This is a genomic window from Sphaerisporangium sp. NPDC005289 (genome assembly GCF_040607455.1).
Lineage (GTDB): Bacteria > Actinomycetota > Actinomycetes > Streptosporangiales > Streptosporangiaceae > Sphaerisporangium > Sphaerisporangium rhizosphaerae.
In genome coordinates, this window is the sequence record NZ_JBEXGS010000036.1 from 49,620 (window position 1) to 65,155 (window position 15,536).

The window sequence follows — 15,536 nt, forward strand, 5'->3', positions numbered from 1 at the left end:
GCGGCGAGGTCCTACGCTTGCCGCTCAGGAGACAGAAGGAGAGATCATGTTCCGGCACGTCGTGATGTTCACCTGGGTCGCGGGCACCACCGAGGAGCAGAAGGCCGAGGTGGAGACCGGGCTGAGGAAGCTGCCCGGCGCGATCCCCGAGATCCGCCGCTACGAGATCGGCCAGGATGCGGGCATGAACCCGGGCAACTACGAGTTCGCCGTCGTCGCCGACTTCGACTCCGAGGAGGACTACCTGGTGTACCGCGACCACCCGGTGCACCGGGCGTTCATCGCCGACGTGATCAGGCCCATCCTCGCCGGCCGGGCCGCGGTGCAGTACACCATCTGACGACGGCCCGGCGCCCGGCGGGCAGGTCAGAGGGTCAGACGGTGGGCGGGTGGTTCTCGCGATGCGGGAGCTCGGTCTCGACGACCGTGCCCCGGCGGGAGATGAGGAAGAAGCTGAGCAGCAGCCCCACAGCGCCGACGATCATGAAGATCACGCCGATGACGTCGATGTGGACGGAACTGCCCAGCACGTCGGGCTCGATCGCGAACTTCAGAATCGCCCCGATGGTCAGAAAGAAGATACTGACCCCGATGCCCATCCAGACCTCCGGGACTCGTGTTCGGTAAAGAACGCTAAGCGGCAGGGTAATACCCAGCCGCGCGCGGTAACACTACCGATCTCAGCACCCTTCCGGCACGGAAGCCTCGCGCCCGCCGGGCGATCGCCGCCCCGCGGGCGCGGGCATGCCGTCGGCGCGGTGCCGATTCCCTGGGTCAGAAGGCCTCTTCCGGCAGCTCCATCAGGCTCTGGTCGGTCGCGGCGAGCGTGCGGCGCTCGGCGGCCAGGCGCGGGAGGACGGTCTGGGCGAAGAAGGACGCGGCGGCCACCTTGCCGGTGTAGAAGGCCTTGTCGTGGTCCGCGGAGTCGAGGGCCTTGAGCGCCACCTCGGCCTGCCGGAGCAGCAGCCAGCCGATCACCAGGTCGCCGAGGCCCAGCAGGAACCGGGTGGTGTTGAGGCCGACCTTGTAGACCTCCGCCGGGTTCTCCAGCGAGCCGATCGCCCATCCGGCCATGGTGTCGGCCATCGCCCTGACCTCGCCGGCCGCCTCGTCGAGCAGCTTGCGCTCCTGCTTGAGCCTGCCGTTGCCGGCCTCGGAGGCGGCGAAGCCGGTGATCTCGGCCAGCAGCGAGCCGAGCGCGGCGCCCTGGTTGCGCAGGACCTTGCGGAAGAACAGGTCCTGGCCCTGGATGGCCGTGGTGCCCTCGTACAGCGAGTCGATCTTGGCGTCCCTGATGTACTGCTCGATCGGGTAGTCCTGCAGGTACCCCGAGCCGCCGAGGGTCTGCAGCGAGCGGGCCAGCATCTCGTAGGAGCGCTCGGAGCCGACGCCCTTGACCAGGGGGAGCAGCAGGTCGTTCATCGCCTCGGCGTCGGCGTTCCTGGCGCCCTCGAACTCGGCGATCTGGACGGCGTCCTGGAAGGTCGCGGTGTAGAGCACCAGCGCGCGCAGGCCCTCGGCGTAGGACTTCTGCAGCATGAGCTCGCGGCGGACGTCCGGGTGGTGGGTGATGGTGACCCGCGGGGCGGTCTTGTCGGTCATCTTGGTCATGTCGGCGCCCTGCACCCGCTGCTTGGCGTACTCCAGCGCGTTCAGGTAACCGGTGGACAGGGTGGCGATGGCCTTGGTGCCGACCATCATGCGCGCGTGCTCGATGATCATGAACATCTGGCGGATGCCCTCGTGCACGTCGCCGATCAGCGTGCCGACGGCGGGGTGCTTCTCGCCGAAGGTCAGCTCGCAGGTCGTCGAGGCCTTCAGGCCCATCTTGTGCTCGACGTTGGTGACGTACACGCCGTTGCGCTCGCCGAGCTCGCCGGTCTCCACGTCCACGTGGAACTTGGGCACCAGGAACATGGACAGGCCCTTGGTGCCGGGACCGGCGCCCTCGGGGCGGGCGAGCACCAGGTGGAAGATGTTGTCGGCCATGTCGTGCTCGGCGCTGGTGATGAAGCGCTTGACGCCCTCGATGTGCCAGGTGCCGTCGGGCTGCCGGAGGGCCCTGGTGCGGCCCGCGCCGACGTCGGAACCGGCGTCCGGCTCGGTCAGCACCATCGTGGCGCCCCACTGCCGCTCGATGGCCAGCATGGCGAACCTCTTCTGCTCCTCGGTGCCGATGGTGTGCAGCACGTGGGCGAAGGCCGGTCCGCTGGAGTACATCCAGATGGCGGGGTTGGAGCCGAGGATCATGTCGGCCACCGCCCAGCTCACGCTGCGCGGCAGGCCGGGCCCGCCGAGCGCCTCCGGCAGGTCCAGGTTGGTCCACCCGGCGTCCCGGAAGGTCTCGAAGGACTTCCTGAAGCGCGGAGGCATCGTCACCGTGCCGGTCGCGGGGTCGAAGACCGGCGGCGTCCGGTCGCCCTCCTCGAAGGAGTCGGCGAGCACGCCGGTGGCCAGGCGCCGGACCTCTTCGATCACGCTGCGCACGGTGTCCTCGTCCACCTCGGCGAAGCGCCCGGTGCCGAGGATCTCGCGACGGCCGAGCACCTCGAACAGGTTGAACTCAAGGTCACGGACGTTGCTCTTGTAATGACCCATGGCTGCGCGTCCCCTCGTCCAGGCATGCGGGCGGTGTGCTACTGGTGAGTAACCTTACCGCATATGCTACCCGCGAGTAACCCCTAGAAAACCGGACGAACGTGACGGCCACCTGCGGCTACACCTGCTACCCAGGTCGGCCACGCCGAGAGCGGCCGCCAGGCAGGCGACCGGGATCACCGGCAGCACGTAGCGGTGGTCGAAGTCCAGCACCGCCACCGGCCCGGCCAGCAGGAACACCGCGGTGGCCCACGGGAGCGCAGCCCGTCGCCGCCCGACGGCCGCGCCCAGACCGCCCGCCAGCAGGAGCAGCGCGATCACCGGCCCGCGCGTGTACGCCGGGTACTGGTAGGCGATCAGGAAGCCCGCCCAGGGCTCGGCCGAGCGCAGCCCGCGGATGGCCGGGTCGTACTCCTGGCGCACCTTGGCCACCAGCGGGTACGCGGGCAGCGACCACTCGCCCCGCGCGAAACCGAAGGCCGGGGTGACCCGCTCCGGGTGCCGCACCGGGGTCCAGGCGAAGGCGAGCGCGGTGTCGCGGGCCACGTCGGCGAGGTAGTCCAGCGGCTGCGCCATGATGGCGCGCAGGGCGAACGATCGGGCGAGGTCGTTGTTGCCGTCCCGCCCGCCGGGCAGCCGGTTCAGCGAGGCGGCGGGGTCCCACACGTACTCCGAGGCCGCGTCCTGGTGGGCGCCGTTGGGGCACAGCCCGCGCTCGGCCGCCGGCGGCCTGATCACCGCGCAGTCCGCGAAGGTCATGGTCCGTGCCCACAGCACCACCCCCTCCCCGCCGGTCAGGGTGAACCTCCCGTTGACGTGCGCGTTCCAGCCCGCGTACGCGACCAGCGGCAGCGCTCCCGCCAGCATCCCGGCCACCAGGCCGCGCGCCCCCACCCGCCGCACGGCCGACCAGATCAGGACGAGCGCGAGCAGGGGTAACGCGATCGTCCGCGTCAGCGTGGCCAGGGCGAGCAGCGTCCCCGCGGCGGCGCAGGCGCGCGCCGTCGGCCTCGGCGACCATGTGAGGACCGTCAGCGCGGCGACGATCAGCAGGATGAACATCGTGTCCGACAGCACGCCGTGCTCCAGGCGCAGGAACGAGGCGTCGAAGAGCCCCGGCAGGGCCGCCAGGGACGCGCCCCAGGCAGGCAGCCCCCGCCGGCGCAGCACCGCGTAGATCATCACCCCGATGCCGAGCCCCATCGCGTGCTGCACGCCGACCACCATCGTCACGCTGTGGAACGGCCGCAGCAGCCACAACAGCAGCGGATACCCGCTCGGGTGGAACCCCAGCGACGGCCGCGGATGCGACGCCACATCCAGATAACTGAACGAGTCGTACCAATAGAGCTGCCCCGGCCGATACCCCAGCATCGTGACCAGTCGCACGGCCGTCGCGAGGCAGAGGACCACGGTGAAGAGCCGATGCCCGAGCATCGCTCGCTTCACCCGGCCGGCCCGGGCTGTGGACGGGTGGAGGGTTTCGGTGAGCATGGCGGCTCCGGAGTTCTCGGAAGATGGCTTTGCGTCATGAACCGTGCGCGTGCGGTGACAGGCGATGGGCGCGTGAAACCGCTGCCGCACAGGGGTGAAGTGAGCGAGGTGCGGGGCGGCCCGGACGTGCTGTCACCGCCTGACGCGCACGCTCACGCCGAGCCCCGTCGACATCGGCGTCCGGAGCTCGGCGACGTGCGGACCTACCGGCGGCAGGCTTCCTTGACGTTCATGGGCCTGGGATGGGGAGCGGGGTCGGCAAGGATCAGAGCGTGCCCCTCGGCGCTCATCACGCCGTCGTGGACGTACCACGAGTCGGGCACGAAGGACCGCGGGCCGTGATACGTGGTGACGTCGACCTTGTCGACGCCGTGCTCCTTCAGCAGTCGCAGCACCTGCGGGACTCTGTCGTTGATGAAGTCGACGCAGTGAAGCGGCTGGCCACGTGACACGAGCGACGGCGGTGCCTGGTAGAGCTCCCCGGGCCGGGCCCTGCGGCCGAGCAAGATGGTTCCCGGCCCCTTGTACCCGACCCGGATCTTCACGCCGATCGTGCATTCGGACCGACGGTCGCAGGAAGTGTCGTCACCCAGCGCGAATATGTCGTCGCTCTCTTCGATGACGTGCGTGCCCTGGTCCTTTGGCGCATTGTCGTCCGTGGCGGTGACGAAGAGCAGACTGCCGGCCCGCACATCGTCGGTCGCTATCAACTTGATGGTGACCTTCAGGCCGCGAGACGCGAGTTCGTGCTGGTAGCGCTTCGGGTCGGCGTACAGGTCCTTGACGGTGACGACGTAGAAGTCTCCCGTCTGCCTGATGTCGAGTGTGGCCGAAGCCGGTCGCGCGCCGATGCCGAGCGTGTCCGGCACGATCCAGCTCAGCATGACGGCCAGAACCGCCAGGGGTAGGGCCAGGGACCAGCGTGATCGCGGCCTGGGCCCCCGTGCGCCGTGCCGGCGCCACCAGAGCCGTACCGCCCTGTCCCGAATGCGCCGTGGTGTCTCCGCACCGTCCGCTGTCGCGGTCCTGATCTCCTCGAGCAGCTCACGGGCGCCGGGGGTCACGCCAGGCCCCGGATCGGGAGCGATGGACGCGAGCAGGCGGTCGAGGTCCGCGTTCATGATTGTCCTTTCAGGAGCGCGACCGCGCGGGGGCCGTAGGCGACCAGGTCCAGGTCGGCGGCGTCCAACTCGCGTGCGAGCCGTTTGCGGGCGCGGTGCAGGCGCAGACGGACGGCGCCCCGCGAACAGCCGAGCACCGTCGCGATCTGCGCGGTGTCCAGGCCCTCCCAGCTCACCAGCGACAACAGCTCACGGTCGTCCGGGCTGAGCCGCCGGAACGCCTCGCGGATCGCCCGGGAGTCCTGGTGAGGCCGCTGTCCCTGGTCCCAGGTGGCCAGTTCCTCGCGCAGGCGGGCGGCGAGGGCGCCGCGCCGGGCCTGACCCCGGCGCTGGTTGGCCAGGACGAGCCGGGCCACGCCGTACAGCCACAGCCGCGCCTGCTCCCCCTCGGGGATGTCGCGTACGCGTCGCCAGGCGGTGGTGAAGGTCTCCGAGAGGGCGTCGGCGGCGTCGTCGGCGCACTCGGTGCGCCGGCGGACGTACCCGAGCAGATCCGCGTAGTGCGCCATGTAGATCTCCTCGAAGCGCTGCCTTGGGTCCGGTGGTCCCACGCCGCCGTCCTTCCGATGGGGGACTGCTCCTCTCGGCCTGGCCAGAGGAGCCACTCGTCACCACACATGTCCGGCTACGGGCAGACGTTTCACCCCAATGCGGTGAGAGAGGAGCACCGCCAGGACGACGGCTCCTGCTGGTCGCCTTGCCGGACCCGGAGGGCGACGAGTAGTTCCGCGTCCGCCGCGACAACGCCGAACGGGCCGCCACTGGGTGACGGCCCGTGATGCTGTGGCGGGCCTTCGCGGCCCGGAACCTTCCCAGGACGCGCAGCGCGGCCCTGGGAAGGGGGAGAGGGGCGCCCTGGGTAGGGCGGAGGGGTCAGCGGGCCGACTGGGCCCGTCCCTTGAGCGACAGGGTGCCGATCGCCGCGATCAGGTAGACCAGCGCGCCGCCCCACGCCGCGTCCCAGGCGGCGCCGAACACGCCCGCGTGGTCGAAGACGAGCTGCACCGGGTACATCAGCACGGCCGCCGCGATGCCGGGGTAGAGCGCGAACCGCCACGGGTGCGCCAGTGACCACAGCCGGGCCTGGCGCGTCACGCGGTCGCCCACGTTCGGCTTACTCACCGCGCCGATGGCCGCCACGACGCTGAACAGGCTGACGCCCAGGCACAGGGCCCAGGTCAGATCGGCGGGACCTGGGAAGATGACCCCCATGAGATAGCTGATCGCCGCGCCCGCACCACCGGTGATCGCCGCGGCCTTCCACGGCGCGCCCCGCAGGGCCGCGCCGGCGAGCGACATCTCGTCGCGTCGAGTCAGTTCGTTCATGTCTCACAGATTGCCCGGTGTGACGGCCTAGGCACATCGGGGAGCAACCCTGATCCGCCCCTGACCCCGTGGCCGGACGGAGGACGCCCCGCGTGGGCTCGGTACCCTGTGCGAATGTCTGTGACCTTTCGTGCCGCACGCCAGGAAGATGTCCCGTCGATCGTGGCCATGCTCGCGGACGACCCGATCGCGGCGGCGCGGGAGGGCGATCCGTCCGACCAGGTCTACCTGGACGCCTTCGCGGCCATCGACGCCGATCCGCGGCAGGAGCTGATCGTCGCCGAGTCCGGCGGCCAGGTCGCCGGCACGATGCAGATCACCTACATCCCGGGGCTGTCCCGTAGGGGCGGGGAGCGGGCCCTGATCGAGGCCGTCAGGGTGGGCGCCGCCATGCGGGGCCAGGGGCTCGGCGGCACGATGATCCGGTGGGCGGTCGACCGGGCCCGCGCCCGCGGCTGCCGGATGGTCCAGCTCACCAGCGACAAGGCCCGCGCCGACGCCCACCGCTTCTACACCTCTCTCGGCTTCGTCGACTCCCACGTGGGCTTCAAGCTCGCCCTCTGACACGCGGGGCCGCCACCAGGGCCTCAGGGGAGCGGCGCGATCTCCACGAGGTTGTCGTGGTAGACGGCGCCCCTGCCCATGTCCGCGTCCCGCTCGTCGATCAGGACGTTGACGTTGACCCCGCCGGGGCTGAGCTTGGGCCAGTTGCCCTTCGTGGTCGCCACCACCCCTTGGGCCACGCGGTCGCTGACGCGCAGCTCGAGGGTCATCTCGCCGTTGCCGTTGAACACCCGGACGCGTTGTCCGTCGCCCAGCCCGCGCTCGGCGGCGTCCTTCTCGCTGACCAGGATCTGCGGGGTGCCGGCGCGGCGGGCCAGCTCGGGGTTGTTGCCGAACACCGTGTTGAGGAAGGTGTGCGCCGCCGGGGTGACCAACGCCAGCGGGTACGGCCCGTCGGGCGTCGCGGAGAAGGGCGGCACGTACCCCTCGCCCTCGGCCGGGAACGAAAGCCTCCCCGAGGCGGTCGGGAAGCCGTCGGCGAAGGGCAGGAACGGGTCGGGGTAGTTCATGCGGGCCCAGCCTTCCTCGCGGAGCCGCTCGACGGTGATCCCCTCCAGCGCCGGGTGGCCGCCGGACAGCAGCTGCTCGGCGATCTCCAGGTCGGAATCGTAGAGCGAGGGGTCGGTCAGCCCGAGGCGGCGGGCCACCCGGCGGAAGGTCTCGGTGGTGGACAGGCACTCGCCCGGCGGAGCCACCGCGGGCTCGTTCCACATCAGGTACATGTGCCCGTACCCGGCGTGCAGGTCGACGTGCTCGGTCTGCATGGTCGCGGGCAGGACGATGTCGGCGTAGTCGACGGTGTCGGTCGGGAACTGCTCCATCACCACGGTGAACAGGTCCTCGCGCATCAGACCGGCGCGAACGCGGTTCTGGTCGGACGTGCTGCCCATCGGGTTGGCCGCGTAGACCCACAGGCACTTCACCGGATGGGCCGTGTCCGCCAGCCCTTCGGCGAGCCGGGTCATCGTCAGCGTCCTGACCGGATGGGGGAGCAGGTCGGGGCGGACGTCGGCCTGGATGGGCACGTGCCCGCTGGTGGAGTAGGCGACGCCGCCGCCCTGGTGCCGCCAGTCGCCGGTCACGGCGGGGATGCAGGCGATCGTCCGCATGGCCGTGCCGCCGCCCTGGTGGCGCTGGATGCCCATCGTGGCCCGGATGCCGGTCGGCCGGGTGTGCGCCAGCCGGACGCCGAGGGCGCGGATGTCCTTCTCCGGGATCCCGGTGATCTCGGCCGCCACGCTTGGCGGATATTTCCGTATTTCTCGCTCGAAGTCCGGCCAGCCGTCCGTGTGGCTCTCCAGGAACTCCCGGTCCTCGGCGCCCTCGTCGAGCACCACGTGCATCAGCGACAGCGCCAGCGCGGCGTCCGTGCCCGGCCGGATCGCCAGATGCTCGTCGGCCTGGTCTGCGGTGCGCGTCCTGATCGGGTCGATGGTCACCACGTGCGCGCCGTCCGCCCGCGCCTGCTGGATGAACTTCCACAGATGGTGCCCGCTGGTCAGCGTGTTCGTCCCCCACAGCAGGACCAGCCGGGAATGGGCGAACGCCTCGGGGTCCATGCCGCCCGGGGTGCCGTTCGTCAGCGTGAGCCCGCGGTTGCCGGCCCGCGCGCAGATGTTCAGGTCGTGGTAGGACGCCCCCAGCGCGTTCCACAGCCGCCGGCCGGCCTGGCCGCTCTCGCCCTGGATGTAGCCGAGCGTCCCGGTGCCCTGGTACGGCCAGATCGCCTCGCCGCCGTGCTCGCCGATGATGGCGGTCAGCCGCCGGGCGATCTCGTCCAGCGCCTCGTCCCAGGTGATGCGCTCGAACCGCCCCGACCCCTTCGGCCCGACTCGGCGCATCGGGTACAGGATCCGGTCGGGCGCCTTGGTGTGCTCCAGATAGCGGTTGACCTTCACGCACAGCGCGCCCCGCGTGTAGGGCTGGTCGTGGTTGCCGCGCAGGCGCACCGCCTCGCCGTCCTTCACGGTCACGACCCACGAGCAGGTGTCCGGGCAGTCGAGGGGGCAGGCGCCAAGAACATTCAGCTCACGACTCATGAACAGAACGGTACATAAGCGTCATGAGGCGGCCTAGGGCGCCCGTGGTGTCACCGACGGACCAATCCCGGCATCCACCCCAGGTAGTGCGATCAGCCCATACTTACGGGCGATGCGCCAAGGGTCGGTACAGCGTCACCATTAAGGACGACCCGTCTGACTGATCCCTCACGGTCGAGCGCGCCGTAGAGTGTCAGCGAATGGCCGGGGTGCACCAGTTCGCCGACGACCGCCGAGGCGTGAGCCGACGGGGCCGCCCGAACGCCGGTGGGCTCCCGCCACACCGGTGAACAGACCCTAGGGAAAGATCATATGCCCCGAGACGTGCGCAGACGCCAGCGGTGACCGACATCAGGGAGCGCGACGAGGCAGAGGAGGCGGCGGAGGACGGCATCTCCGTGGCCGGTTCCTCCACGGCCACGCACGCCCCGGGCGCCTCTGACCTCCCCTCAGACGTCTCCACCGCTCCGGCCGGCCCGTCGCCGGCCTCCGCTCCCGATACCGGGCTGGACGAAGGGCGCTCAGCCCCCGGCAGGGGGAAGGCCCCCCGTTCCGTCCCCGGCGAACCGGTCGTGCCCGTCGTCGAGCCGCTGCTGCCCCAGCGCATCCGCAGGCCATCCGACGCCCTGCGCTTCTTCGTCACCCTCCTCGCGCTCACCGCGGCCGTCCTGCTGGCGCTGGTCGCCAAGCAGACGCTCAACGGCCTGGAGGCCGACGTCACCGACGGCACCAGCCGGGCCCCCGAGCTGCTCATCGGCATCGCCAGCTTCCTGGCCGGCACCGCGGTCCTCGCCGTGCCCGCCGCCTTCGCCGTCGAGCGGGTCTTCCACCGCGACGGGCTGCGCGTGGCCGAGGGCCTGATCGCGGCGATCATCGGCATGCTCGTCTCCTTCGTCCTCGGCGAGTGGCTGGCGGTGGCCGGCCCCGGCGACCTGCGCATCCTGCTCACCGCGCGCCGCGACGTGGAACCGCTGAACACCCTGCTCACCTCGGTCGTCGCCTACGTCACCGCCGTGCGCATCTCCCGCCGCCCCACCTGGCGCGCGCTGATGTGGATGGCGATCGCCCTCGACGTGTTCGCCCTGTTCACCAGCGCCGAAGCCACCGCGCTCGGCGTCTTCGTCACCTACCTGGTCGGCCTGGCCGTCGGGTACGCCACCCTCTACGTCGTCGGCAGTCCCAACACCCGGCCGCCCGGCAGCGCCGTCATGGCCGCCCTGCGCCGGCTCGGCTTCGCCCCCGCCAAGGCCAGGCGCATGGCCGACGACTCCCAGGGCAGCCGCCGCTACGCCGTGACCATGGCAGACGGACGCCGCTTCGACGTCACGGTCCTGGACCGCGACCGGCAGGTCGCCGGCGTCCTTTACCGCCTGTGGCGCGGCATCCGGCTCAGTTCCGAGACCCGCCGCAGGGCCATCCGCTCGCTCCGCGCCGAGCTGGAGCGCGAGGCCCTGATGGCCTACGCCGCCCAGGCCGCCGGCATGAACACCCCCCGCCTGGTCGGCACCAGCGAGATCGGCACCGACGCCGCGCTGCTCGCCTACGAGCACCTCGAGACCCGCCCGCTGGACGACGTCCCCGACGAGGAGCTCGACGACGAGCTGCTCGTCAAGATCTGGAAGCAGGTCGACCTGCTCCAGGCGCAGCGCCTGGCCCACCGGCACCTCACCGGCGAGAGCATCCACGTCGACGTCGACGGCGAGGTGGTGCTGACCGACGCCCGCAGCGGGGAGATCGCGGCCGGCGACCTGCTCCTGCGCCTCGACGTCACCCAGCTGCTCACCTACCTCGCGCTGCGCGTCGGTCCCGAACGCTCGGTCATGTGCGCGGCCGAGGTCATCCCCAAGCGCGCGCTCGCCGGCGCCCTGCCCCTGCTCCAGCGCATCGCGCTGACGCGCGGCACCCGCGCCCAGGTCGGCAGGGACAAGGGGCTGCTGCCGGCGCTGCGCGAGCACATCCTGGCCCTCACCCCCCAGGTGGAGGTCGAGGAGGTGCGCCTGGAGCGCTTCCAGCCGCGCACCCTGGTGACGATCATCGCGAGCGCGCTGGCCGCCTACTTCCTGCTGTCGCAGCTCAGCCGGGTCAACCTGACCGAAGTGGTCACCAAGGCCGAATGGGGGTGGGCCGGGGTCGCGCTCGCCGCGGCCGGCATGAGCTACGTCGCCGCCGCGCTCATGGTGCGCGGCTTCGTGCCCGAGAAGCTGCCCCTCGGGCAGACGGTGCTGGCGCAGTTCGCGGCCTCGTTCGTCAAGCTCGTCGCGCCCGCCGCCGTCGGCGCGGTGGCCATCAACTCGCGATTTCTGCAGAAGCGCGGCATCTCACCCGGCCTGGCCGTGGCCAGCGTGGGCGCCTCGCAACTCGTGGGGCTCGGCTCCCACGTCACGCTGCTCCTGCTGTTCGGCTACCTCACAGGCATCAAGGCCGCCCCGTCGGTCAGCCCGTCGCGCGGCCTGGTCATCGCCCTGCTGTCCGGCGCCGTGCTGGTGCTGATCGTCCTGGCCGTGCCGCCGCTTCGGCGCCTGATCACCGGGCGCATCCGGTCGCTGTTCTCCGGGGTGATGCCGCGCCTGCTGGACGTCCTGCAGTCGCCGCGCAAGATCGTGGAAGGGCTCAGCGGCACACTGCTGCTCACGCTGACCTTCATCGTGTGCCTCGCCGCCTGCGTCAAGGCCTTCGGCGGCTCGCTGAGCTTCGCGGCGGTGGCCATCGTCGTTCTGGCCGGCACGGCCATCGGCTCGGCCGCGCCCACCCCGGGCGGGCTGGGGGCGGTCGAGGGGGCCCTGTACGTCGGCCTGACCCTGTCCGGCCTGCCGCCGACCATCGCGACGTCCGCGGTGCTGCTGTACCGGCTGCTGACCTTCTGGCTGCCGGTGCTCCCCGGATGGGCGTCCTTCGCCTGGCTCCAGCGCCACGACGCGCTGTGACGCACGAAGGCCCGGCCACGGGTGTCCCCGGGCCGGGCCTCGCCGATGTCCTGCCGGTCAGACGATGCGCTCTCCCGGCTGCGGGATCTCCTTCTCGATCGCCGCGAGCTCGTCGGCGGAGAAGTCGAGGCGGTCGACGGCGGCGATGTTGTCCTCAAGCTGGCGGACGCTGCTCGCGCCGATCAGCACCGAGGTGATCCGCCGGTCGCGCAGCGCCCACGCCAGCGCCATCTGGGCGAGCGACTGGCCGCGGGCCGCGGCGACGTCGTTCAGCGCCCGGACCCGCTGGAGCAGCTCGTCGGTGAGCTGGCTCGGCCGCAGGAACCGCTCCTGCGAGGCGCGCGACCCCTCAGGGACGCCGCCCAGGTAGCGGTCGGTCAGCACGCCCTGCGCCAGCGGCGAGAACGGGATGCACCCGACGCCCTCGGCCTCCAGCGTGTCGAGCAGGCCGTCCTCGACCCAGCGGTCGAGCATCGAGTAGCGCGGCTGGTGGATCAGCAGCGGGGTGCCCATCTCGCGCAGGATGCGGGCCGCCTCCCTGGTCTGCTCGGGCGTGTAGTTGGAGATGCCCGCGTACAGGGCCCGGCCGGAGCGCACGGCCGTGTCCAGCGCACCCATCGTCTCCTCGAGCGGGGTGTCGGGGTCGGGCCGGTGGCTGTAGAAGATGTCGACGTAGTCCAGCCCCATGCGCGAGAGCGACTGGTCGAGGCTGGCCAGCAGGTACTTGCGCGAGCCCCACTCGCCGTAGGGGCCGGGCCACATGTCGTACCCGGCCTTGGTCGAGATGATCAGCTCGTCGCGGTACGGCCGGAAGTCCTGGGCGAAGATGAGCCCGAAGTTGGCCTCGGCCGAGCCGTACGGCGGGCCGTAGTTGTTGGCCAGGTCGAAATGGGTCACCCCGAGGTCGAAGGCCCTGCGCAGCGTCGCCCTCTGGGTGTCGAACGGCTTGTCGTCGCCGAAGTTGTGCCACAGGCCGAGCGAGACCGCCGGCAGTCTCAGGCCGCTCCTGCCGGATCGGTTGTACGGCTGACGCCCGTAACGATCGCTTGCCGCCGTGTAGCTCACTGCGTCTCCCCTGTCTCTTCGTTCTTCCGCGTGGCGGCCCGGTCGATGATCCACGAAAGGGTGAGGGCCTCCTCGCGCCATGCGTCGTACCGGCCGCTGCGGCCGCCGTGGCCGGCGCCCATCTCCGTCTTGAGCAGGAACGGCCCGCCCTTGGCGGTGGCGCGGAGCCGGGCGACCCACTTCGCCGGCTCGTGGTAGAGCACACGGGTGTCGTTGAGGCTGGTCAGCGCAAGAATGGGAGGGTACACCCGGTCGTCGATGTTCTCGTAGGGGGTGTACGACTTCATGTACTCGTAGACGTCGGCGTTGTGCAGGGGATCGCCCCACTCGTCCCACTCGATGACGGTGAGCGGCAGCGACGGGTCGAGGATGGTGTTCAGGGCGTCGACGAACGGCACCTCCGCCACGACGCCGGAGAACGCCTCGGGAGCGAGGTTGACCGCCGCGCCCATCAGCAGGCCGCCGGCCGAGCCGCCCCTGGCGATGATCTCGCTGGACCAGCCGGACCTCCTCATGTGCCGGGCCGCGGCGACGAAGTCGCTGAAGGTGTTCTTCTTGTGGCCGAGCTTGCCCTGCTCGTACCACTGGCGGCCCATCTCGCCGCCGCCCCTGACGTGCGCGATCGCGAAGACGAAGCCGCGGTCGAGCAGGCTGAGCCGGGCCACCGAGAACGACGGGTCGATTGAGGTCTCGTAGCTGCCGTATCCGTACAGCACCGTCGGGGCGGGCCGCTCGGTGCCCTTCTTCATGACGATCGAGACGGGGATCCGCGTGCCGTCGTCGGCGGTCGCCCACCCCCGGAACTGCTCGTAGTCGGCGGGGTCGTACCCGCCCAGCACCGGCCGGCGCTTCAGCAGGATCAGCTCATGCCGGGTGAGGTCATAGTCGTACACCGAGGGGGGCGTGACCATCGATGCGTACGCCAGGCGGAGCCGCGTCGTGTGGAACTCGGGGTTGCCGGCCGGCTCGGCCGAGTGGATCGGCTCGGGGAAGGAGATCTCGTACGGCTCGCCGTCCGCGGGCAGGACGCGGATGCCGGTGAGCCCGTCCCGGCGGAAGTGCACGACCGTGTGGTCGCTGAAGGCGTCGACGTCGAGCAGCCGCGTGTCGTCGCGGTGCGGAACCAGCGGCGTCCAGGCGGCGGGGTCGTCGACCGGCGCGGAGGCGATCTCGAAGTTCTGCGCCCCCTCGTTGTGCAGGATGAGGAAGCGGTCGCCCGAATGGTCCAGGGCGTACTCCACACCGGTCCGGCGGGGGCGGACGACCCGGAACTCCCCGGTCGGGTAGTCGGCGTCCAGGACCCGCACCTCGCTGGTGATCTTGCTGCCCGCGCTCAGGACGAGGTAGCGCTCGCTGCGCGTGAGGCCGATGCCCACCCAGAACCGCTCGTCGGTCTCTTCGTAGACCAGCACGTCATCGTCGGCCGGAGTTCCGATGATGTGCCGGTACACACGGTACGGACGCCACGCCTCGTCGATGGTCGTGTAGAAGAACGCCGAGCCGTCCGCCGCCCAGGCGCCTCCGTAGAAGATGCCCGGGATCTCGTCGGCCAGCATCTCGCCGGAGTCGAGCCGCTTGAAGCGCAGGGTGAAGCGCTCGTTGCCGCTGAAGTCGGTGGAGTAGGCGAGGACGGCGCCGTCCGGGCTGACCGCGGAGGTGCCGACCGCGAAGAAAGGGCTGTCGCCGGCCAGCTCGTTGCCGTCGAGGATGACCCGCTCCCCCTCCAGCGCCTCGCCCGGCTTGAGCTCGGGCGGGGTGTCGCCGGTGACCGCCAGCCGGCACTGGATGCCGTACTGCTTGCCCTCCGCGGTGCGGGAGTAGTACCACCAGCCACCCTTGCGCGTGGGGACGGAGAGGTCGGTCTCCAGGGTGCGGCCCTTGATCTCCTGGAAGATCTGTTCCCGCAGGTCGCTCAGGTGGTCGGTGCGGGCCTCGGTGTAGGCGTTCTCCGCTTCGAGGTAGGCGACGGTGTCGGGATCTTCCTTGTTGGTCATCCATGCGTACTCGTCGATCACGGTGTCGCCGTGATGAGTTCGTTCGGCCGGGACCTTCTTCGCCACGGGAGGCGTGTCGCTACTCACGTCGCCGAGTCTATGGCGCGGCCTTGTCCCGCCCACTGGCGTGACGCGGGCCTGTGACGGCGTTTGTGCGCCGACACTCCCGAAGGCTGCTAATCTTGTGGACGTCGGCATCGCCCGGCACAACCCCACTCCACCGCAAAGCGGTTCGGCGTAGGCACGTGCGAGCGATGATCGGTACCCCACGATCTTCCCCGGTCTGACCGGGCGGTTTGCACCGCTCGATCCGATCGGGTAAGTTAGAGGGGTTGCCCTGGAGACGGGGCGGCCTGAATGCTCGTTGGTTCGGGTGGCGGGAGTCAAGTGCCGGTAACGGCGCGATTTGGT

The 15,536-nt window shown here is 70.7% G+C and carries 12 protein-coding genes; 3 read left to right on the forward strand and 9 right to left on the reverse strand.

What is annotated here, in order from left to right:
* The first annotated feature begins 46 nt into the window (after window positions 1-46).
* Window positions 47-340, forward strand: a complete 294-nt coding sequence (locus tag ABZT47_RS38150; RefSeq protein WP_354853086.1) for a Dabb family protein — start codon at window positions 47-49, stop codon at window positions 338-340.
* 34 nt (window positions 341-374) lie between these two features.
* Here ABZT47_RS38150 and ABZT47_RS38155 read toward each other — a convergent pair whose 3' ends face one another.
* The 6 genes from ABZT47_RS38155 to ABZT47_RS38180 all read right to left on the reverse strand — a co-directional run bounded on the left by ABZT47_RS38155 (window position 375) and on the right by ABZT47_RS38180 (window position 6,539).
* Window positions 375-599 (reverse strand): hypothetical protein, encoded by a 225-nt coding sequence (locus ABZT47_RS38155; RefSeq protein WP_354853088.1) that lies wholly within the window; start codon window positions 597-599, stop codon window positions 375-377.
* 175 nt (window positions 600-774) lie between these two features.
* Window positions 775-2,598, reverse strand: coding sequence for an acyl-CoA dehydrogenase (locus tag ABZT47_RS38160; RefSeq protein WP_354853090.1), 1,824 nt, complete (start codon window positions 2,596-2,598; stop codon window positions 775-777).
* 66 nt (window positions 2,599-2,664) lie between these two features.
* On the reverse strand, window positions 2,665-4,092 hold the full coding sequence (locus tag ABZT47_RS38165) for a hypothetical protein (RefSeq protein WP_354853092.1): 1,428 nt from the start codon (window positions 4,090-4,092) through the stop codon (window positions 2,665-2,667).
* 203 nt (window positions 4,093-4,295) lie between these two features.
* On the reverse strand, window positions 4,296-5,213 hold the full coding sequence (locus tag ABZT47_RS38170; RefSeq protein WP_354853094.1) for a hypothetical protein: 918 nt from the start codon (window positions 5,211-5,213) through the stop codon (window positions 4,296-4,298).
* Window positions 5,210-5,764: an RNA polymerase sigma factor gene (locus tag ABZT47_RS38175; RefSeq protein WP_354853096.1), complete on the reverse strand. Its 555-nt coding sequence runs from the start codon at window positions 5,762-5,764 to the stop codon at window positions 5,210-5,212. Before ABZT47_RS38175 ends, ABZT47_RS38170 begins: the two co-directional genes overlap by 4 nt.
* A 322-nt stretch (window positions 5,765-6,086) precedes the next feature.
* Window positions 6,087-6,539, reverse strand: a complete 453-nt coding sequence (locus ABZT47_RS38180; RefSeq protein WP_354853098.1) for a hypothetical protein — start codon at window positions 6,537-6,539, stop codon at window positions 6,087-6,089.
* A 114-nt stretch (window positions 6,540-6,653) separates the two neighbouring features.
* On the opposite strand from ABZT47_RS38180, the gene ABZT47_RS38185 reads away from it, so the two are divergent.
* A complete protein-coding gene (locus tag ABZT47_RS38185; protein ID WP_354853100.1) occupies window positions 6,654-7,103 on the forward strand; it encodes a GNAT family N-acetyltransferase in 450 nt (149 codons plus the stop codon).
* A 23-nt stretch (window positions 7,104-7,126) separates the two neighbouring features.
* On the opposite strand, the gene ABZT47_RS38190 is transcribed toward ABZT47_RS38185, so the two are convergent.
* Window positions 7,127-9,142, reverse strand: a complete 2,016-nt coding sequence (locus ABZT47_RS38190; protein ID WP_354853102.1) for a molybdopterin oxidoreductase family protein — start codon at window positions 9,140-9,142, stop codon at window positions 7,127-7,129.
* 341 nt (window positions 9,143-9,483) lie between these two features.
* Between ABZT47_RS38190 and ABZT47_RS38195 the strand changes: the two genes are divergently transcribed.
* On the forward strand, window positions 9,484-12,066 hold the full coding sequence (locus ABZT47_RS38195; protein ID WP_354853104.1) for a lysylphosphatidylglycerol synthase transmembrane domain-containing protein: 2,583 nt from the start codon (window positions 9,484-9,486) through the stop codon (window positions 12,064-12,066).
* Window positions 12,067-12,123: 57 nt separating this feature from the next.
* On the opposite strand, the gene mgrA is transcribed toward ABZT47_RS38195, so the two are convergent.
* Window positions 12,124-13,131, reverse strand: coding sequence for an L-glyceraldehyde 3-phosphate reductase (mgrA, locus tag ABZT47_RS38200; protein WP_354853106.1), 1,008 nt, complete (start codon window positions 13,129-13,131; stop codon window positions 12,124-12,126).
* Entirely contained in the window at window positions 13,128-15,212 is a 2,085-nt protein-coding gene (locus ABZT47_RS38205) for a S9 family peptidase (protein ID WP_354853108.1), read from the reverse strand. Before ABZT47_RS38205 ends, mgrA begins: the two co-directional genes overlap by 4 nt.
* Window positions 15,213-15,536: the final 324 nt, after the last annotated feature.

What these genes read in the sequence shown, in the direction of transcription:
- ABZT47_RS38150 (WP_354853086.1), top strand. Translation starts at nt 47, where the DNA reads ATGTTCCGGCACGTCGTGATGTTCACCTGGGTCGCGGGCACCACCGAG.
- ABZT47_RS38155 (WP_354853088.1), bottom strand. Translation starts at nt 599, where the DNA reads ATGGGCATCGGGGTCAGTATCTTCTTTCTGACCATCGGGGCGATTCTG.
- ABZT47_RS38160 (WP_354853090.1), bottom strand. Translation starts at nt 2,598, where the DNA reads ATGGGTCATTACAAGAGCAACGTCCGTGACCTTGAGTTCAACCTGTTC.
- ABZT47_RS38165 (WP_354853092.1), bottom strand. Translation starts at nt 4,092, where the DNA reads ATGCTCACCGAAACCCTCCACCCGTCCACAGCCCGGGCCGGCCGGGTG.
- ABZT47_RS38170 (WP_354853094.1), bottom strand. Translation starts at nt 5,213, where the DNA reads ATGAACGCGGACCTCGACCGCCTGCTCGCGTCCATCGCTCCCGATCCG.
- ABZT47_RS38180 (WP_354853098.1), bottom strand. Translation starts at nt 6,539, where the DNA reads ATGAACGAACTGACTCGACGCGACGAGATGTCGCTCGCCGGCGCGGCC.
- ABZT47_RS38185 (WP_354853100.1), top strand. Translation starts at nt 6,654, where the DNA reads ATGTCTGTGACCTTTCGTGCCGCACGCCAGGAAGATGTCCCGTCGATC.
- ABZT47_RS38190 (WP_354853102.1), bottom strand. Translation starts at nt 9,142, where the DNA reads ATGAGTCGTGAGCTGAATGTTCTTGGCGCCTGCCCCCTCGACTGCCCG.